We start from the raw sequence: 19,104 nt of genomic DNA, 5'->3' as shown, positions 1-19,104 counted from the left end.
CGCATCAGCGGGGAAAGATAGGGTGTGTTCATGTGCGATTCCCTGCCACCGGCCTCCTACCGCGCTCCTGAAACCGGCGATTCCCGCAAGGAATACCCGCCGGCTCCCGAACCGCTGCCGGTCCCCGTAATGGACAACCACACCCACCTTGACTTCCGGCAGGGCCTGCTCGAAGTCGCGGTAGGGGATGCGCTGGACGCGGCCGCGGCCGTAGGCGTCCAGGGCGCGGTGCAGGTAGGTTGCGATCTTGAGTCATCGCGGTTCACGGTCCAGGCGATTGAGGCTGACCGGCGGCTCCTTGGGGCCGTCGCAATCCACCCCAACGATGCCCCGGTGTATGCGGGCCGCGGAGAGCTGGAATCGGCGCTCGCGGAAATCGAGGAGCTTGCGGCCCATCCGAGGGTTCGTGCGATCGGTGAGACCGGGCTTGATTTCTACCGCACCCACGGGGACGGCCTGATCCACCAGCGCCACTCGTTCCGCCGCCACATCGATATCGCGAAGAGGCTCGACCTCGCCCTCCAGATCCACGACCGTGATGCGCATGGCGACGTTGTCCAGGTCCTCCGCGAGGAGGGGGCCCCGGAGCGGGTGGTGTTCCATTGCTTCTCCGGCGATGAGGAACTGGCCCGGATCTGTAACGAGAACGGCTGGTACATGTCCTTTGCGGGCACCATGACCTTCAAGAACGCGGCAAACCTGAGGGACGCGCTGGCCATCGCGGATCCGGAACTGGTGCTCGTCGAAACGGATTCCCCGTTCCTCACGCCGCACCCATACCGTGGCCGTCCGAACGCAAGTTACATGGTCCCGTACACCGTTCGTTCCATGGCCGACGTGACCGGAACGGAGCTGTCCGCGCTGTGCTCGCAACTGGCCAAAAACACCGTTGCGACGTACGGACCGTGGGACTGAGAAGAATTCGTGTTACATACCCGGTATGTAAAAATCTTGGCCACTTTATAACGCTTCGGTTACAGTGGGTAACCAGTAGCCGGGGTCGGGGAAGGCCTTCGGAAAACTTACTCCGTTCGCAATTGGTTTTTTTCCGTTGAATTGAGTGTGGCGGCGCACCACTTCCGCTGCAGTCCTCATGCATGCTTCGGCACGCATCCCGGGACCGCGGCAGGAGACTTCTGTGCGCTTTTCCCCGTGCCCGGATGGTCCAAAAGTTACGGGCAAACATGGTCAAGTTCTTCACCACGGGCGGCAAGTTCAGTTTCCTCAAGGTCGGCGCGCAGCTTCTGGTGCTTTCTGCACTGGTGCTGGGAGTGGTTGCCTTTACCGGCAATAACAAATCGGTAACCCTCAACGTCGACGGCAAAGTGAGTTCAGTCCAGACCTTCGGCAACACCGTTGACCAAGTGGTCAAGGCAGCCAAGGTCGACCTGAAGGCCGAAGACCGGGTTTCCCCGGCGTTGGACGCCTCGGTGCAGAACGGTTCCATCATCAACGTCAACCTGGCCAAGGCCGTCACGGTCAGCCTCGATGGCGCGCAGCGGACGGTCAACACCACCGCGCCCAACGTCGAAGGCCTCGTTTCCGAGCTCGGCGTCGCGAGCGCATCCGCCGTCTCCCAGCCGAAAGACACACAGCTGGCCGTGTCCGGATCCTACATTTCGATCCTGACCCCTAAGACGGTGAGCCTGATCGTCGACGGCCAGAGCTCCTCCAAGACCACCACGGCGCCCGATGTGGGCACCGTGCTCAGCGATGCCGGCGTCTCGCTTGGCGCCAACGACCGGGTTTCGCAGCCCAACTCGGCTCCAGTTGTCCAGAACATGGTGATCAAGGTTTCCCGGGTAGACACCAGCAAGACCGCCACGGAGACGGAGAACGTCCCCTTCGAGACGGTCACCACGGAAGACCCCTCACAGTTCACCGACCAGAAGACCGTGACCCAGGAAGGTGTCCTCGGGCTGCTCACCAAGTCGTTCAAGCTCGTCCTAGTGGATGGCCGTGAGGCTTCCCGGACCCTGGTCTCCTCGGACGTCACCGTCAAACCGGTCCCCGCGAAGGTGACGGTCGGAACCAAGGAACGCCCGAAGCCGGCCCCCGCCGCGGCTGTCGCCTCCGGACCTACCGGCGCGCCGAACGAGGCGATGTGGGACAAGATCGCCCAGTGTGAGTCCGGCGGGAACTGGGCCATCAACACTGGCAACGGTTACTACGGCGGCCTGCAGTTCGACATCCAGACCTGGATCGGTTCCGGTGGCGGCGCCTACGGCCCCAACGCCTCCGTCGCCAGCAAGGCCCAGCAGATCGAGATCGCAAACCGCGTCTACGCGCAGCGCGGCCTGGCTCCGTGGGGCTGCGGTTGGGCAGCTTCCCGGTAAGGGAAAAGTGAAAGTGGCCGGGTCCGGAGACCAGTTCAATCTTCGGGCCCGGCCTTTTCGCGTGCTGGAGCCGGAGCGCTCCCGCCAGTCGCTCAGACGATACGATACCTAGGTGACTGAACCGAATTCCGAACCCGCCGCCGTCGCGCCCCTTCTGGGAGCCGCGGACATCCGCCGGCTCGCCGAGGAAATCGGTGTCCGCCCCACAAAGACCCTGGGCCAGAACTTCGTCATCGACGGCAACACGATCCGGAGGATCGTCTCCGCCGCCGGCATCGATCCCGGGGAAACCGTGCTGGAGGTCGGGCCTGGGCTGGGTTCCTTGACCCTCGGCCTGCTCGACGCCGCGAAGACGGTCGTCGCCGTCGAGATCGATCCCGTATTGGCCGGCAAGCTGCCGGAGACGGTACGCACGTGGCGCCCCGAGGCCGCGGACGACTTTCACCTTGTGCTCTCCGACGCCATGAAGGTCACCGAACTTCCGGTGCAGCCCACTGCCATCGTGGCCAACCTGCCGTACAACGTGGCGGTCCCTGTGGTCCTGCACCTGCTCCAGCATTTCCCGAGCCTGCAGCACGGGCTGGTCATGGTCCAGGACGAGGTGGCGGACCGGCTGGCCGCAAGCCCGGGCTCCAAGATCTACGGGGTCCCGTCCGTCAAGGCCGCCTGGTACGGCCACATGCGCAAGGCCGGCGTGATCGGCATGAATGTCTTTTGGCCGGCCCCGAAGATCCATTCCGGCCTCGTGTCCTTCACCCGCGGCGCGCCGCCGGCAACCCACGCAACCCGCGAAGAAGTCTTCGCGGTCATCGACGCCGCATTTGCCCAGCGCCGCAAGACCCTGCGCGCAGCGCTTGCGGGGTGGGCGGGGAGCGCGGCGGAGGCCGAACGTTTCATCGTCGCTGCAGGGGTTGATCCGGCTGCCCGCGGAGAGGTGCTCGACATCAACGCGTTCATCCGGATCGCCGAGGCGCGCCACCCCTTGACCGCATGAGCCGGGTCATCCGCAGCGCGAACCGCGGGCGCTTCGCCGCACGGACCGTGCGGGTGCGTGCGCCCGGCAAGGTCAACGTTTCCCTCAACGTCGGTCCCTTGCGGCCTGACGGCTACCATTCGGTGGCCAGCGTGTATCTCGCGGTGTCCCTGTACGAGGAAGTAGCCGCCACGCGCACCGACGCGCCCGGCATCACGGTCAGCATCGCCCCCTCAAGCACCTTGGACCTCGATGGTGCGGAGATCCCGCTGGACGAACGGAACCTGGCGTACAAGGCGGCCGCGATCATGAGAGATGTCTCGGAGAACGCCACCGGCGTGCACCTGGAAATCACCAAGCGCGTCCCCGTGGCCGGCGGCATGGGCGGAGGCTCGGCCGACGCCGCGGCGACACTCCTGGCCTGCGATGCCCTCTGGGACAGTGGTTTGTCACGCGAAGAACTGGCCCACCTCGCAGCTGAATTGGGCGCCGACGTGCCGTTCGCGCTCCTCGGAGGCACCGCCGTCGGGCTCGGCGTCGGCGACGAGCTCTCACCTGCCCTCGCGAAAGCCCAGATGGACTGGGTCCTGGTCTGCGCCGACTACGGGCTATCCACGCCCGAGGTATTCCACACCTTGGACAGGCTTCGGAACAGCGAGGGAGTCGACATCCCCGAACCGCTTGAGGTGGATGCCAAGATCCTTCAGGCGCTGCGCGACGGCAATCCCGACGCCTTGAGCAAGGTCCTCGTCAACGACCTCCAGCGTGCCTCGATCGAGCTGGCGCCGCAATTGCGGGACACCATCGGAATCGGGGAGTCCAGCGGTGCCCTCGCCGGGATTGTTTCCGGCTCCGGTCCCACCGTGGCTTTGCTTGCCCACGACCCGCGGGCGGCCGAGGGGCTCGCCGAGGACCTTCGGCACCTTGGACATAATGCCCTTGCCGTGCACGGACCCGTCCCGGGTGCCCGTATCATCTCCGATACCCTCCTTTGACACGTCGCCCCGACCATTCACACCAGAAAGTAGTACCCAGTGGCCCACCTGCTCGGCGGTGAAAACCTCACCGTCTCGTTCGCAACCCGCACCATCCTCGACGGCGTAACCCTTGGTTTGGAGGACGGCGACAGGATCGGCATGGTCGGGCGCAACGGTGATGGCAAATCGACGCTGATGCGCCTGCTGGCATTGCGCTCGACGCCGGACTCCGGCCGCGTGACCAAACGCGGCGACGTCAATATCGGCTATCTCGACCAGTCCGACGTGCTCGACGGCGACCTCACCGTGGGCGGCGCGATCGTCGGAGACCAAGCCGACCACGAATGGGCAGCGAACCCCAAAATCCGCGAGATCATGGGCGGCCTCGTGGCCGACGTCGACTGGCACGCCAACGTGCACGCCCTCTCCGGCGGGCAAAAGCGCAGGGTCGCTTTGGCCAAGCTGCTCATCGAGGACCACGACGTGATCATGCTCGACGAGCCCACCAACCACCTCGACGTCGAAGGCGTCGCCTGGCTCTCCCGGCACTTGAAAACCCGCTGGCGGGCCAACCAAGGAGCGTTCCTTGTGGTGACCCACGACCGTTGGTTCCTTGACGAAGTCTGCAACCGCACATGGGAAGTCCACGACGCCACGGTGGACCCGTTCGACGGCGGCTACGCGGCCTACGTGCTGGCCCGTGCCGAGCGTGACCGGATGGCATCCGTCGTCGAAAGCAAGCGCCAACAGCTGGTCAAGAAGGAATTGGCGTGGCTGCGGCGGGGCGCCCCGGCACGCACCTCGAAGCCGAAGTTCCGCATCGAAGCGGCCAACGAACTGATCGCCGATGTTCCTGATCCGCGCGACTCCGTGGCCCTCAGCAAGATGGCAACCGCCCGCCTCGGCAAGGACGTGCTGGACCTTGAAGGCGTATCCCTTGACTTCAAGGGTGGCGACTCCGCCGGCCGGAAACTCTTCGACAACGTCACGTTGCGCCTCGCACCGGGGCAGCGGCTCGGGTTGGTGGGCGTCAACGGTGCCGGAAAGTCCACGCTCCTGCGGCTCCTCAACGGCGAGATCGCGCCGACATCAGGCAAGGTCAAGCGCGGCAAGACTGTCGTCACGGCGGTTCTCAGCCAGGACGTCAAGGAACTCGACGATGTGTCCGACCTTCGCGTGATCGAGGTCATTGAACGCGAGAAGCGCTCCTTCAGCGTTGCAGGCAGGGAAGTCACGGCCGGCCAGCTCGTTGAGCAGCTCGGGTTCACGAAGGAAAAGCAGTGGACGCCCGTCACCGACCTCTCCGGTGGCGAACGGCGCCGCCTGCAACTTCTGCGCCTGCTCGTGGGCGAACCAAACGTCCTGATGCTCGACGAACCGACCAACGACCTCGATACCGACACCCTTGCCGCCGTCGAGGACGTCTTGGACGGCTGGCCCGGAACGCTGGTTGTTGTCAGCCACGACCGGTACCTGCTCGAACGCGTCACGGACTCCCAAATGGCCCTCCTCGGCGACGGAAAGCTGCGCGGACTGCCCGGCGGCGTGGACCAATACCTGGAATTGCGGGAAGCAGCGCTCGCCAGCGGTGTGGTGACCGGAGGCGCGTCGAGCGGGAGCACCAGGCCCACCGAGGCAAGCCGACCGGGCGCCGTCGTTTCCGGACCCAGCGAAGCAGAGAAGCGCGAAGCCCGCAAAGACCTGAACCGGATCGACCGGCAACTGGGCAAGATCGCGCAGCAGGAAGAGAAGCTCCATGTCCAAATGGCGGCCAAGTCCCAATCCGGCGATTTCGACGCCCTCGGCGAACTGAACGCGAAGCTGCAGGAACTCCTCGAAGAAAAAGAAGGCCTGGAGCTCGAATGGCTTGAGGCGGCGGAGATCCTGGGGGAGTAGGCGGGGGCTGCGTCGTGTGCGTGGCGGTGTCGCCTTGGGTGCCTAGGTGCCGGGGTGTGGTCGCCTTGGGTGCCGGAAGCGGCTCTTCCGCGTCGCTTAGCGCGAAGGTTCCTTCCCAAAGCTCGCAAGCTCGCTTCGGGGCCCTCGGAACGACGCTTCGTCGCAAAGGGGCGAATCGCTCGCTGAGCGAGCTCCTAGCCCGTTGCGTCGCGATGCGCTCCTTTCGGAAGAACCGCCTCCGGCGGGAAGTCACCTAAGGGGCGGCCTCGTTTTTCGACACCGAAATACGCTGGCGACACCGAAAATTCCTCTCGACGCGCGAATTCCGCGTCGCGAGGGAAGTAGCGCGTCGAAACCGGGACGGAACCTTTGGCCTGCGGGTAGGAGCGCATCGCGGCGCCTCGTGGGCTGTTTTCGACACCGAACTACGCTGGCGACACCGAAAATTCCTCTCGACGCGCGAATTCCGCGTCGCGAGGGAAGTAGCGCGTCGAAACCGGGACGGAACCTTTGGCCTTCGGGTAGGAGCGCATCGCGGCGCATCGTGGGCTGTTTTCGACACCGAAATACGCTGGCGACACCGAAAATTCCTCTCGACGCGCGAATTCCGCGTCGCGAGGGAAGTAGCGCGTCGAAACCGGGACGGAACCTTGGGCCTTCGGGTAGGAGCGCATCGCGGCGCATCGGGGGCTGTTTTCGACACCGAAATACGCTGGCGACACCGAAAAGTCCTCTCGACGCGCGAATTCCGGTGTCGTCAGGAACTTTCCGTGTCGCCAGGAAAATAGCGCGTCGGAACCCGGACGGAACCTTTGGCACGAGCGGCGCTGCGGGCCTTCGGGGTGCGAGCGCGTCGCGGTGGATCGTGGGCTGTTTTCGACACCCAAATGGCCGCTCGACACGGAAAATTCCTCTCGACGCGCGAATTCCGGTGTCGTCAGGAATTTTCCGCGTCGCCAGGAACATAGCGCGTCGGAACCGGAACCGAACCTTTGGCACGAGCGGCGCTGCGGGCGTTCGGGGTGGAGGTAGGAGTGCGTCACGGTGGATCGTGGGCTGTTTTCGACACCCAAATGGCCGCTCGACACGGAAAATTCCTCTCGACGCGCGAATTCCGGTGTCGTCAGGAATTTTCCGCGTCGCCAGGAACATAGCGCGTCGGAACCGGAACCGAACCTTTGGCACGAGCGGCGCTGCGGGCGTTCGGGGTGGAGGTAGGAGTGCGTCACGGTGGATCGTGGGCTGTTTTCGACACCCAAATGGCCGCTCGACACGGAAAATTCCTCTCGACGCGCGAATTCCGGTGTCGTCAGGAATTTTCCGCGTCGCCAGGAACATAGCGCGTCGGAACCGGAACCGAACCTTTGGCACGAGCGGCGCTGCGGGCGTTCGGGGTGGAGGTAGGAGTGCGTCACGGTGGATCGTGGGCTGTTTTCGACACCCAAATGGCCGCTCGACACGGAAAATTCCTCTCGACGCGCGAATTCCGGTGTCGTCAGGAATTTTCCGCGTCGCCAGGAACATAGCGCGTCGGAACCGGAACCGAACCTTTGGCACGAGCGGCGCTGCGGGCGTTCGGGGTGGAGGTAGGAGTGCGTCACGGTGGATCGTGGGCTGTTTTCGACACCCAAATGGCCGCTCGACACGGAAAATTCCTCTCGACGCGCGAATTCCGGTGTCGTCAGGAACTTTCCGCGTCGTCAGGAAAATAGCGCGTCGGAACCGGAACGGAACCTTGGCACGAGTGGCGCTGCGGGCCTTCGGGTAGGAGCTCATCGCGAGTCATCGGGCACCGGAGGCCGCTCAGCGACCGCAGATGCCCTTATGACTCGTGTCTAAGCGACGGCGAAGGGCCGTCGCGACGCGGAGGCGACGACGGACATGCGCCAAGGCGAAGCAAGGCGGCCGAACCCAGGCCCTACGCCTCGCTCCGCAGCTCCGGGTCCTTTTGCAGGCCCGTCAGGCCATTCCATGCCAGGTTGACCAAGTGGGCGGCTACTGAGCGTTTGTCCGGCTCGCGGTGGTCCAACCACCATTTGCCGGTCATCGCCACCATGCCGACCAGCATCTGGGCGTACATGGCTCCGTCGGCGGCACTGAAACCGCGCCGGGAGAACTCGTCGGCGAGCAGGCCTTCCACGCGATCGGCCACATGGGAGAGCAGGGTGGAGAAGGCGCCTTCGGGCTGCGACGGCGGGGCGTCGCGCATGAGGATCCGGAAGCCGTCGCTCCGCTCTTCGATGTAGCCGAGCAGGGCGAGAGCGGCCTGTTCAACGAGGACGCGGGGTTTGGCTTCGGCGGCGAGGGATTCGTTGATGGCGTCGAGGAGGATCTGGAATTCGAACGCCACAACCTGCGTATAGAGGCCTTCCTTCGAGCCGAAGTGCTCGTAAATCACAGGTTTGGATACGCCCGCCGCGGCTGCGACTTCGTCGATGGTGGTGGCATCCAGGCCGCGGGCTGCGAAGAGGCCGCGGCCAATGTCGATGAGCTGGGAGCGGCGTTGGGAGGCCGTCATCCGGGCACGGGCAACCTGGCCTGCAGGCGGGTGGTTGATCACCCTGGAACCCGTCGATCGCGGGGGAATTCCTGTGCTGTTGCTCACGCATCCATCATGCCTTACGGCAAGGGCGAAGCGGCCTGTGGAGGGCCGGTCATTACCGCCGGGAAGGACTCGAGGATGCGCCAAGTCGCGAACACCGCAATGGTCATGGCAAACTAGATTCTTGTGTGTGCGACCCGGTCGATCCGGAAGCCCGCGGACCCTGCGTCCGCAAAAGCCGCGTGCGCACGGTCCGCTCTGGTGTAACGGCAGCACCCCGGCCTTTGGAGCCGTGGAGTATAGGTTCGAATCCTATGGGCGGAACTTGTCGGTGGTCTGCCGGCACCGCCTCTGAAGGCACTGTCCCTCCCGAGCTGTCCACTGGCTGCGCGGAAGGCTGTGTATCGGCCAGAGTAGGATGAAGCAGATGCCGCAGCCGGGTCCGCCCGGACGTTACCGAGCAAGGAGAGCGACTTCGTGAGCCCTGATACTACTGGCCCCGCCGCTGTAATTGTCCTAGCTGCCGGAGCCGGTACGCGCATGAAGTCACGGACTCCCAAAATCCTTCACGAAATCGGCGGACGCTCCATGGTGGCGCACGCCATCCTCGCAGCACGTTCCATCGATCCCCGGCAGCTGGCCCTCGTGGTCCGCCACGAACGGGACCTCGTGGCCGGGCACATTCAACTTATCGATCCCGACGCAGTCATCGTGGACCAGGACGAAATTCCGGGAACCGGGCGAGCGGTGGAAGTGGCCCTTGACGCCCTGGATGCGAAGGCGGAACTCACCGGCACGGTAGTGGTCACCTACGGTGACGTGCCTTTGCTGACCGGTTCCCTCCTCTCCGAGCTTGTTGCCACGCATGAATCCGAGGGCAACGCGGTGACGGTCCTGACGGCGGTCCTCGAGGACGCCAACGGCTATGGCCGCATCCTTCGTGCCGAGGACGGCACTGTACTGGGCATCCGCGAGCACAAAGACGCGAGCGATGCCGAGCGCTCCATCCGCGAGGTCAACTCCGGCATCTATGCCTTCGACGCAAAAGTGCTCCGCGAGCAGCTGCGCAAAGTGACCACCGAGAACATCCAGCAGGAAAAGTACCTCACCGACGTTCTCGAATTGGCGCGCGACGCCGGAGGCCGGGTTTCGGCGGTGGTCACCGCCGACCGCTGGCAGGTCGAGGGCGCCAACGACCGTATCCAGCTCGCCGCGCTCGGCGCAGAGCACAACCGCCGCATCGTCGAAGCCTGGATGCGTTCCGGCGTCACGGTCGTTGACCCGGCCACCACGTGGATCGACTCCACTGTCACCTTGGACGAAGATGTCCGCCTCCTGCCGAACACCCAGCTCCACGGCACCACCACCGTGGCGCGCGACGCCGTCGTCGGCCCCGACACGACCCTCACCGACGTGTCGGTGGGCGAGGGCGCGAAGGTGACCCGCACCCACGGCTCGGGCTCGGCAATCGGCGCGGGTGCCAGCGTGGGCCCGTTCACCTACCTGCGTCCCGGCACCGTCCTTGGGGAGACCGGCAAGATCGGCGCGTTCTACGAAACCAAGAACGTGACCATCGGCCGCGGTTCCAAGCTTTCCCACCTGGGCTACGCGGGCGACGCCGAGATCGGCGAGGACACCAACATCGGCTGCGGCAACATCACGGCCAACTACGACGGCGAGAAGAAGCACCGCACGGTGATCGGCTCGGGTGTGCGTACCGGTTCCAATACGGTCTTCGTGGCCCCCGTAACGGTCGGTGACGGCGCGTACAGCGGCGCCGGTGCGATTATCCGCAAGGACGTTCCCGCCGGAGCCCTGACGTTGAGTGTCGCTCCCCAGCGGAATGCGGAAGGCTGGGTCATCGCCAACCGCCAGGGCAGCAACTCGGCCCGACTGGCGCAGGCTGCGCAAGCCGCGCTCGGCTCCACTGCCACCCCCGATTCCTCAAGTACTCCGGCAACCACAGAAGAGGGCACACAGGCATGAGCGAAATTACCGCACACGGCGAGAAGAAACTGGTTCTCGCCGCCGGACGGGCACACCCCGAGCTGGCGCAGGAAATCGCCAAGGAGTTGGAAACCGAACTCCTGCCAATCGACGCCTACGACTTCGCCAACGGCGAGATCTACGTACGTTCAGCTGAGAGCGTCCGTGGCACCGATGCCTTCGTCATCCAGGCGCACCCGGCCCCGCTGAACAACTGGCTCATGGAGCAGTTGATCATGATCGATTCCCTGAAGCGGGCCTCCGCGAAGCGGATCACGGTGGTATCGCCGTTCTACCCGTACGCCCGCCAGGATAAGAAGGGCCGCGGCCGCGAGCCGATTTCCGCCCGCTTGGTGGCAGACCTCTACAAGACCGCCGGCGCGGACCGCATCATGTCAGTGGACCTGCACACGTCCCAGATCCAGGGGTTCTTTGACGGCCCTGTGGACCACCTGATGGCCATTCCGCTGCTTGCCGACTACATCCGCACGAGGGTCGAAGCGGACAACATCACCGTTGTCTCGCCGGACACCGGCCGCGTCCGCGTCGCGGAACAGTGGGCCGAGCGGCTTGGCGGTGCGCCCTTGGCGTTCGTCCACAAGAGCCGCGACCTCACCGTACCGAACCAGGCCGTCTCGAAGACCGTCGTCGGGCAGATCGACGGCCGCACCTGCGTCCTGATCGACGACATGATCGACACCGGCGGAACGATCTCCGGCGCTGTCCAGGTCCTCAAGAACGCCGGCGCCAAGGATGTCATCATCGCATGCACCCACGCCGTGTTCTCCGAGCCGGCGGCGCAGCGACTGGCGGATTCCGGTGCCCGCGAGGTGGTGGTCACCAACACCCTGCCCATTCCGGCCGACAAGCGCTTCCCGCAGCTCACGGTGCTCTCGATCGCACCGTTGATTGCGCGCGCCATCCGTGAAGTGTTCGACGACGGTTCCGTCACCAGCCTCTTCGACGGCAAGGCCTAGCCTGGTTTTCTGCCATTGCCGCGGCACTGGTAGACTCTTGGGGATACCTTGGCGAGGGAGAGCACATCCGGTTCGCACGAAAGCGTGAACCAGGATTGCGGGTCTCCGTTATCGACTGGGTCTGAATCTCCTTCGACGAAGGCGGATTGAACCTGCTGCTCAGCGGCCGGAACTCCGCCGGGCGTGGAAGGTCACCACAGACCTCCGCCCTTGCTGATCGACTTGCCGGCAACCCGCCGGCGCCACAGTAATCAAGGAGTACACATGTCTGAGCAGAAGCTCGCAGCAGAACTGCGCACCGAATTCGGCAAGGGTTTCGCCCGCCGCGCCCGCGCAGCCGGCCAGATCCCCGCCGTCATCTACGGCCACGGCGCGGAGCCCATCCACGTCAACCTTCCGGGCCGCTCCACCACCCTGGCCGTCCGCACCCCCAACGCCCTGCTGTCCCTGGACATCAACGGCGAGGACCACCTGGCCCTGGTCAAGGACATCCAGCGCGACCCGATCAAGCAGATCATCGAGCACATCGACCTCCTGACCGTCCGCAAGGGCGAAAAGGTCACCGTTGACGTCCCCGTCCACGTGACCGGCGAAGTTGCTCCGGGCGCCATCGCCAACCAGGAAGCCGTGACGGTTTCCCTCGAGGCCGAGGCAACCCACCTGCCCACCGCGGTCGAGGTCAGCATCGAAGGCCGCGAGGCCGGAGCGCACGTTCACGCTTCCGACCTTGTCCTGCCTGGCGGCGTAGCCCTGCTGAGCGACCCCGAGACGCTCATCGTGAACATCTCCGAAGAGGCTCCGGCCGTCGAAGAAGAAGAAGCAGCAGCAGCAGAAACGGAAGAGGCGCCTGCCGCCGAGTAGTTGCTACTACTCAGGCGTACGCCTTCGAGTGGCCGGGTCCCCGAGGGGCCCGGCCATTTCCTTTTCATTCCACCCTCTTCATTCCCTAGGATGACTCCATGACAGACACTTGGCTGATCGTAGGCCTTGGCAATCCCGGCGCCGAATACAGCCACAACCGCCATAACGTCGGCCAGATGGTCCTGGACGAACTTGCCTCGCGGATGGGCGGAAGTTTCAAAGCCCACAAGGCCCGGGCCCAAGTGGTCGAGGGCAGGCTGGGGATCGGCGGCCCGCGCGTGGTATTGGCGAAACCCATGACCTACATGAACGTCTCCGGAGGACCCGTTTCCGGGCTGGCCAGGTTCTTCGACATAGCGCCGGACCACGTTATTGCCGTCCACGACGAAATTGATATTCCTTTCAATACGGTCAAGTTGAAAATGGGCGGCGGAGAAGGCGGACATAACGGCCTGCGGGACATTTCCAAGGCACTGGCCACAAAAGACTATTTGCGGGTCCGCGTGGGGGTAGGGAGGCCGCCCGGAAGGATGGACACTGCGGATTATGTCCTCAGGGATTTTGGGGCTTCCGAGAAGAAGGAACTGCCGTTCCTCCTCGATGAAGCCGCAGATGCTGTTGAAGTGTTGATGACCCAGGGCTTGCTTGCCGCCCAGCAGAAGTTCCACCCGGTCAAGGCCTAACGGGGCAGCCCGCGCACCCATCCCGATAGTTAACAAGTACCCTGATGGCTCGCACACTGACTAATTGATTCGCTCCGATCGCTGTGATACTTTGCAAATCACTGCTCGGGGGGAAGAGAAATAACAAAACAAACGACCCGCTGAACGTCACGTCCGCCAGAGCTGCGAAGGTTGCGTGATCTACATTGCGAGCAACACCGGAATCTGAAACAGAGCGTCCCGCAAAGGAGCGGCAACCACTCGGCGCTGCGGAGCGTCGCAAATGGTCTTCGCTTGTGCGGCAGGATCTTCAGAACACGGTGATTGACGCGCTCGGCGACCCGTCTTTGTATGGAGTGGTGGTGGTTGGCGCTCCGGGCGTCGGCAAAGCGACGTTCGCCCGTTCGGTCGAGGCCCGGCTCACTCCAAAGACCCACGTCCTGCACCTCCATGGCTCCACGGATGCCAGCATTCCGTTCGGAGCTCTCTCCCATCTGGTCGCGAGGCTGCCGGTCGATGGCGCAGATTCCCCTGGCGCGATCATCCACGGAATCTCGCATGTGATCAGTTCGGACGCCGCCGGGCGCGACGTGCTCGTGGTGCTGTCGGGGCTGCCTGCCCTGGACACCATGAGCACCGCCCTTTTGATGCACTTGTTAATCAGTGGGACAGCGAAGCTCCTCGTCACTGTCCGCCAAGCCACGGATATGCCCGAAGACCTGATCAGGCTGTTGAAGGACGGCCTGCTGGACGAAGTGGAACTCCAGGCTTTCTCCCGGGCGGAAGTTGCCAAATTGCTGAGCGGCGTCCTGGGAAAACGGGTGACCGCTACGGCTGCAAGCGCTTTGCACGCGTCCAGCGGTGGCAATCCCTTGGCGCTCCAGGCCATCGTCACCGAACAGCTCCGCTCAGGCAACCTGCACCTGGCCGGGCAGGTCTGGGCGATGAAGGGCGAAATCCACCTTTCGTCCGCCGAGGTTCTCACCGACCTGGTCCGCTCGCGCCTGGCCCGGGAGAGGCCCGCGGTCCGGGAAGCCCTGGAGCTGCTCGCCCTCATACGGACCGCCCCGCTCGCCGTTCTGCTGGACGTCCTGGACCCTGAAGTGGTTGCGGAGATGGAGTGGTCCGGGTACCTCCGCGTGGAACCGGCAGGGGCCCGCCGGGTGACCCTGCGCGACGAGTATATGGGCGAGGTCATTCGCGGTTGGATGGACCTGCCACGGCGAAATGAACTGCGCCGGCTTGCCGCCGGGGTGGTCGGCAGCATGACGAGGGACTTGGATGCCGAGGCGCTCCTGGGCTTCGCCTCTTCCACGCTGAACGTGCGCGAAAGCCTCGAACCGGGAGTGGCACTGGCCGCGGCGACGGCCGCGAACAAGCAATTCGATCCATGGTTCGCGTTGGAATGCGCCCGGCAGATCGGCCGCGAGGACAAGGAATGGGTTGCGGCCGCCCAGCAACGCTGTGTTTCCCACGTCATTCTGGCCGAGCACGAGGCCGCGGTCGCAGCTTTGAAGGATGTGACGCCCGAGCAGCTTCGGCGCCTTCCGGCGTATGACTATGCGGACTATGTCCAGGAACTTTGCAGTGCGCTGCTGTGGATTCCCGGTGGCCACCTCCAAATACCCGGCCTCATTGCGGAGGCCCGGGAGGACCTTTCCCGCCGATCACGGGAAGCCGAAGCGGATGCCACAGAAATCGAACGGGCATGCGGGCTGCTCAGGCTCGCGAGTTTCGAGCTCCATGTCCATCAGGGAGAGTATGCGGACGTTGCCGACGCCTTGGAGCAGGAGTACCGGAACGGGATCGATCTTCAACAAAGGCTGAGCTGCGGGAGCCTGCTGACCATGGCCTGGGCCGTCTTGGGAAGGGAGATGGAAGCGATCGAGCTGGCGCGCGATCTGCGGCACAAGATACAGCGCGCCAAGGCGCGGCCGCGCTTGCACAACTGGTTGTCCGAAGGCTTGTTTGCCGCACTCCTGTGCAGCGGACAGTGGGAGGAGGTGGCGCGGATGCTGACGGCGACCCTCGACCAGCAACCGAAGAACATCCATTACCTCGGCGGCGCCGCCGAATTGGCCCTTGGCGTTTCCTACACCTACGCCGGACGGGCTTCAGTCGCGATCGACACCTTGCTGGGCGCCCAGGCGCAGTTGGAGATCAGGCGCAACTACTACGGGCCGGCTTTGGCCTACTCCGCCCTCGCTTTCGCCTACGCCCAGGCCGGGGACGTGAAAGAATCCCGGACTTTCCTCGAACTGGCCGAGAAGGGACAAGCGGAGACCGCCTGGTTCCCCGCCTGGATGGCCGAATTCTGCGTCAAGATGGCCAGGCGATGGCTGAAGGATCCGGGCGCGAAACAGAGCCTCATCGAGTCGGCCAACCGGGATTTGGCGAAAGGACGGATCACGACGGCGTCCATCAGCCTCTTCGGCGCCACAGTCCACGGCACCGAGGACGAGCTGTTGCTCCTGGAACAGGTTTCATCCCGCCGCCAGGGCAAGATGGCCGCGGTGAACCGGATGGTGGCGGAGGGAACCCGCAAGAAGGATCCAAAAACCCTGCTCCTTGCCGCTTCGGTTGCCCAGGAACTGAAATTGGATGCGGTGGAGTCCCGGTGTGCCGTCCTGGCCTTGGACATCGCCCGGGAAGCCGGCGATTCAGCGTCCGCAAGGCTGGCACAGCAACGGCTGGACCGCTTGATCGGCAATGTGCCGGTGCTGCCCTTGACCCCGCACACTTTCGGACCCGAACTGACGGAACGGGAGCGTCAGGTTGCAAAGATGGCCAGTCAAGGGTTGAGTAACAAAGAGGTAGCCAACCAGTTGCAAGTTTCGGTTCGCACAGTCGAAGGCCACCTGTATCAAATCTTCACGAAAATGGGAATCTCATCGAGGAGCGAGCTTGAAGGAACCGCGCAGTCATGACAACGCTGCGGCGGTGCACGGCCGAGCCGGAGAACCCGGCACCCGGCCGCCTGAGTCGTGGATCGATTTTGGCCATCTGCTGCCCGGAATCACCGCTGCCATCCGTGCGGATGATTGCTCGGCCGTCTTCATCGTTGGCGATTCCGGCCTCGGCGCGACATCCCTCCTGACCCAGCTGGCCCGCGTTTTTGACGGGGAACGCGCGGTGGTGCCGATTCACGCGAGTCCGTCACTGACCGCTGTCCCGTATGGGGTACTGGCCCCCTTTCTTGCCCACCTCTCACCCGCGGACATAGCCTCACGGGTTGCCGTGCTTCGATCGCTGTGGGACTACCTGGAAAGCATCCGCGTAGGCAGCGGACCGGCTTTGCTGCTCGTTGATGACGCACATTACCTGGACGACGCCACCTCGGAGATGCTGACCGAGCTGGTCCAGGCAGGATGGGCCAAGGTAGTGGCAGCATGCGTTCCACGGCCGGGAGTTCCGGGACCGCTCCTGCGGATGTGGCACGAGGGGACCGCCGAGTGGTTCGACCTGGAGCCTTTGACTGCTGAGCAAGGCCACGAGCTGTGTGAGGCATTGCTCGGAGGAATCGTCCTCAACAGCACGAGCCAGGGTTTCTGGACCGAGGCCGGCGGCAATACGCTTCTTCTGAAGACCCTTGTCCGCGAGGCCCAGAGTTCGGGTAGCCTGGTCCAGCGGAACGGCGTTTGGCTCAAGACTGCGGCAACACCGGTCCACACGGTCAAGCTTGAGGCCGTCGTCAAACTTCAGCTGTTGCGGATTTCGGCCGGTGCCAGGGAAGCCTTGAACTTAATCGCATTGGCAGAGCCTGTGGACGAGACTTTGATTAAGGTTGTGGCCGGTGAAGCGGCCGTCCAGGAATTGCTTGACCAGCATCTGATCAAGCCAGGAGGCAATGGGTTGCCGAACCTCCGGCTCGTCAATCCGGTCTACGGGGAAGTGCTGAGAAGCATCGTCCCGGCCGCACAAAGCCTTCAGCTGCACCGGCAACTGATCTCCCGGATGGATGTCTTGGAGGACAACCCGGATTCCCTCTTGCGGATGGTGACGTGGTCTCTTGACTGCGGCGCGGACGTGCCTGACCGTCTTCTGATCCGGGCGGCGGTCCTGTCGGCGAAGCTACTGCAGAGCGAGACCGCCTTGCGCATGGCGGCTGCGGTGCGGGATGTGCAATGGCAATCGATTGGCCAAGCGGTTATGGCCCGCTCATACTTCAATCTCGGACGCCGGGACGAGGCAGCGGCGGTCCTGGCCCAAGAAACACAGGATGGCGACGCCGGGGCCTCCCAAGTCGTTGCCGCCAGCGTTCTTCGCGCGGTCACGCGTGCCGCCGTCGGACAGTCAGCTTCATTGATCCGCGCGGAGGCCGAGGTACTCCGCGACTGGGGCGAACAGCAGCCCGGGCTCGAGGGCCAGCGGACGCCGGCCGCGCAGGCCGAGGTGACGCTCGCCGCCACCGTGATCGGCCTGCTTGCCAGCTCCGTGGAGGGTGACTATGAGCGCCTGGGCTCCGAACTGGAGCGGGTACTCCTCCAGTCGGAAACCGTGGAAGGCTCCTTGGCCCCGCTGTTCAGGGCCTTGGCGCTGGCGCTGAAGTCGGAAATGCTGTGCGCGCTCGGCCGCGGGCGCCAGGCGAGGCTGTTGGTTCTCGAAGCCGCCGCCTTGGCACAGCCTCAGGAGAACGATGTCTACTTCATCCCCGACTTCATCTCCGCCCGCCTCGTCATCTGCGCACTGGCTGTGGGTGACTGGAAGGATGCGCAGGGGCTCCTCGACAGATACTACGAATCGTCAGGTGTCTCGATGGCGTCCTTGGGCGGCGCTGCTTACGTGGTGGCCGGGTACATCGCCATCAGGCAGGGAAAATCCGGCGACGCCTTGCCCTTGCTGACCGCGGGACTCGAAGCCTTGAGGGACAGCGACCCGCAGAATCTCTTCGGACTGTGCGCTGCCATGGCTTTCTATGCCGCAGCCGGCTCCTCGCAGCCGGAAGCCGAACGGTTCCGGACGGACTACAGGGCGTGGGGACAACACGGCACCCACCTTCTCGCCTCACAGGCAGACAGCTTTTTCGCCGCCGGTCTTGAACTCCTCAACGCGGATGGCTCCGGCGTGGAGGCATTGCGCCAAAGCGCTGACGACGCGGCGAAGCGAAACGCCACGTACCTTGAACTTCATGCCCTTGAGCTTGCGCTCAGCCTGGGCGACACCAGCAGCTTGGACCGCTTTTGTGAATCCGCGGCTGCGACCGAGGGCGAATGGGCACAAGCGTTCGCCGAGTACGGGAGGGCACTTAAGTTCGGGGGAGCCGCCCGCTACGTGTCCGCGGGTGAGAAGCTGCAGGCGGCCACCGTCTACCATCTGGCTGCGAAGGCTTATGGCGCGGCGTTGGAAGCAGCGGATCGCGGCAACAGCAAAGAGCTCAGTGCCGTTGCGCGCGCCGGGCTGGTGCACTGCAACGAGGAACTTGGCCAGGGCGGTGAGGAAGCACGGAACGAGTCCGCGGTGCCGAAACTGACCAGGAGGGAATGGGACATCGTCAACCTGGCGGTCCAGGGCCTCAGCGACCGGCAGATTGCGGACACGCTGCTTATCTCGGTCCGGACCGTCGAAGGGCACCTGTACCGCTGCTATTCGAAATTGGGAATCACCGGCAGGGACGAACTCGCCGGTGCCGCCGCCGTCGCGCACGGTGCGCCGAGTACGGGCTGAGCCGGGAGGGGACCGCGGGGGAGTAGTAGTTCCCGTCGAGTCGAAGGGACCAGCCGCGAGTACCGGCGGCCCGGGGGAAAGGTACTCACACCCGCATTCGAGTATCCCCCAGTGTGAAACTCGAGTACTCACTACTGGTGTGGGCCTGACGGCCAGCTGGTTAATTGGGGGGTGTCACCACTCGATCACTGGGGGTCTCGCTCATGTTGACAGCAGGCAGTGCATCTACG

At 64.4% G+C, this 19,104-nt stretch carries 13 protein-coding genes and 1 tRNA gene; 12 read left to right on the top strand and 2 right to left on the bottom strand.

Features of this window, described 5'->3' with window-relative positions:
- The first annotated feature begins 30 nt into the window (after positions 1-30).
- The 5 genes from L0B83_RS01365 (at position 31) to L0B83_RS01345 (ending at position 6,182) form a co-directional block, all read left to right on the top strand.
- Complete coding sequence (locus L0B83_RS01365; RefSeq protein WP_234756275.1) at positions 31-915, top strand: TatD family hydrolase; 885 nt, start codon at positions 31-33, stop codon at positions 913-915.
- Positions 916-1,184: 269 nt separating this feature from the next.
- Complete coding sequence (locus L0B83_RS01360) at positions 1,185-2,336, top strand: resuscitation-promoting factor (protein ID WP_234756273.1); 1,152 nt, start codon at positions 1,185-1,187, stop codon at positions 2,334-2,336.
- Positions 2,337-2,448: 112 nt separating this feature from the next.
- Complete coding sequence (rsmA, locus tag L0B83_RS01355; protein WP_234756271.1) at positions 2,449-3,330, top strand: 16S rRNA (adenine(1518)-N(6)/adenine(1519)-N(6))-dimethyltransferase RsmA; 882 nt, start codon at positions 2,449-2,451, stop codon at positions 3,328-3,330.
- Positions 3,327-4,304 carry a 4-(cytidine 5'-diphospho)-2-C-methyl-D-erythritol kinase gene (locus tag L0B83_RS01350; RefSeq protein WP_234756269.1) on the top strand — a complete coding sequence of 326 codons (978 nt, stop codon included), beginning with the start codon at positions 3,327-3,329 and terminating at the stop codon, positions 4,302-4,304. The genes rsmA and L0B83_RS01350 overlap by 4 nt, the downstream gene beginning before the upstream one ends.
- A 39-nt stretch (positions 4,305-4,343) precedes the next feature.
- Positions 4,344-6,182: an ABC-F family ATP-binding cassette domain-containing protein gene (locus L0B83_RS01345; RefSeq protein ID WP_234756267.1), complete on the top strand. Its 1,839-nt coding sequence runs from the start codon at positions 4,344-4,346 to the stop codon at positions 6,180-6,182.
- 425 nt (positions 6,183-6,607) lie between these two features.
- Here L0B83_RS01345 and L0B83_RS01340 read toward each other — a convergent pair whose 3' ends face one another.
- Entirely contained in the window at positions 6,608-7,828 is a 1,221-nt protein-coding gene (locus L0B83_RS01340) for a hypothetical protein (protein ID WP_234756265.1), read from the bottom strand.
- A gap of 272 nt (positions 7,829-8,100) precedes the next feature.
- On the bottom strand, positions 8,101-8,700 hold the full coding sequence (locus L0B83_RS01335; protein WP_234756578.1) for a TetR/AcrR family transcriptional regulator: 600 nt from the start codon (positions 8,698-8,700) through the stop codon (positions 8,101-8,103).
- Between the two features lie 276 nt (positions 8,701-8,976).
- On the opposite strand from L0B83_RS01335, the gene L0B83_RS01330 reads away from it, so the two are divergent.
- The 7 genes from L0B83_RS01330 (at position 8,977) to L0B83_RS01300 (ending at position 18,874) form a co-directional block, all read left to right on the top strand.
- Positions 8,977-9,048 (top strand) — tRNA-Gln (locus L0B83_RS01330).
- Between the two features lie 153 nt (positions 9,049-9,201).
- Entirely contained in the window at positions 9,202-10,710 is a 1,509-nt protein-coding gene (gene glmU / locus L0B83_RS01325) for a bifunctional UDP-N-acetylglucosamine diphosphorylase/glucosamine-1-phosphate N-acetyltransferase GlmU (RefSeq protein WP_234756263.1), read from the top strand.
- Positions 10,707-11,687 (top strand): ribose-phosphate diphosphokinase, encoded by a 981-nt coding sequence (locus tag L0B83_RS01320; RefSeq protein ID WP_234756261.1) that lies wholly within the window; start codon positions 10,707-10,709, stop codon positions 11,685-11,687. Before glmU ends, L0B83_RS01320 begins: the two co-directional genes overlap by 4 nt.
- Positions 11,688-11,951: 264 nt before the next feature.
- Positions 11,952-12,548 carry a 50S ribosomal protein L25/general stress protein Ctc gene (locus L0B83_RS01315; protein ID WP_234756259.1) on the top strand — a complete coding sequence of 199 codons (597 nt, stop codon included), beginning with the start codon at positions 11,952-11,954 and terminating at the stop codon, positions 12,546-12,548.
- A 98-nt stretch (positions 12,549-12,646) separates the two neighbouring features.
- Positions 12,647-13,231 carry an aminoacyl-tRNA hydrolase gene (gene pth / locus L0B83_RS01310; RefSeq protein ID WP_234756256.1) on the top strand — a complete coding sequence of 195 codons (585 nt, stop codon included), beginning with the start codon at positions 12,647-12,649 and terminating at the stop codon, positions 13,229-13,231.
- Positions 13,232-13,506: 275 nt separating this feature from the next.
- Positions 13,507-16,137 carry a helix-turn-helix transcriptional regulator gene (locus tag L0B83_RS19830; protein WP_234756254.1) on the top strand — a complete coding sequence of 877 codons (2,631 nt, stop codon included), beginning with the start codon at positions 13,507-13,509 and terminating at the stop codon, positions 16,135-16,137.
- Positions 16,115-18,874 carry a LuxR C-terminal-related transcriptional regulator gene (locus L0B83_RS01300; protein ID WP_234756252.1) on the top strand — a complete coding sequence of 920 codons (2,760 nt, stop codon included), beginning with the start codon at positions 16,115-16,117 and terminating at the stop codon, positions 18,872-18,874. The genes L0B83_RS19830 and L0B83_RS01300 overlap by 23 nt, the downstream gene beginning before the upstream one ends.
- Positions 18,875-19,104 lie beyond the last annotated feature (230 nt).

This window comes from Arthrobacter alkaliphilus (genome assembly GCF_021483235.1).
Classification (GTDB): Bacteria; Actinomycetota; Actinomycetes; order Actinomycetales; family Micrococcaceae; genus Arthrobacter; species Arthrobacter alkaliphilus.
Note: the sequence above shows the minus strand (reverse complement) of the source record. Positions and strands in the feature narration are given on the sequence as shown.

Bases quoted from the DNA above. Each gene is read 5' to 3' on its own strand.
- L0B83_RS01365 (WP_234756275.1), top strand. From the start codon at position 31: ATGTGCGATTCCCTGCCACCGGCCTCCTACCGCGCTCCTGAAACCGGC.
- L0B83_RS01360 (WP_234756273.1), top strand. From the start codon at position 1,185: ATGGTCAAGTTCTTCACCACGGGCGGCAAGTTCAGTTTCCTCAAGGTC.
- L0B83_RS01350 (WP_234756269.1), top strand. From the start codon at position 3,327: ATGAGCCGGGTCATCCGCAGCGCGAACCGCGGGCGCTTCGCCGCACGG.
- L0B83_RS01335 (WP_234756578.1), bottom strand. From the start codon at position 8,700: ATGACGGCCTCCCAACGCCGCTCCCAGCTCATCGACATTGGCCGCGGC.
- L0B83_RS01320 (WP_234756261.1), top strand. From the start codon at position 10,707: ATGAGCGAAATTACCGCACACGGCGAGAAGAAACTGGTTCTCGCCGCC.
- L0B83_RS01315 (WP_234756259.1), top strand. From the start codon at position 11,952: ATGTCTGAGCAGAAGCTCGCAGCAGAACTGCGCACCGAATTCGGCAAG.
- pth (WP_234756256.1), top strand. From the start codon at position 12,647: ATGACAGACACTTGGCTGATCGTAGGCCTTGGCAATCCCGGCGCCGAA.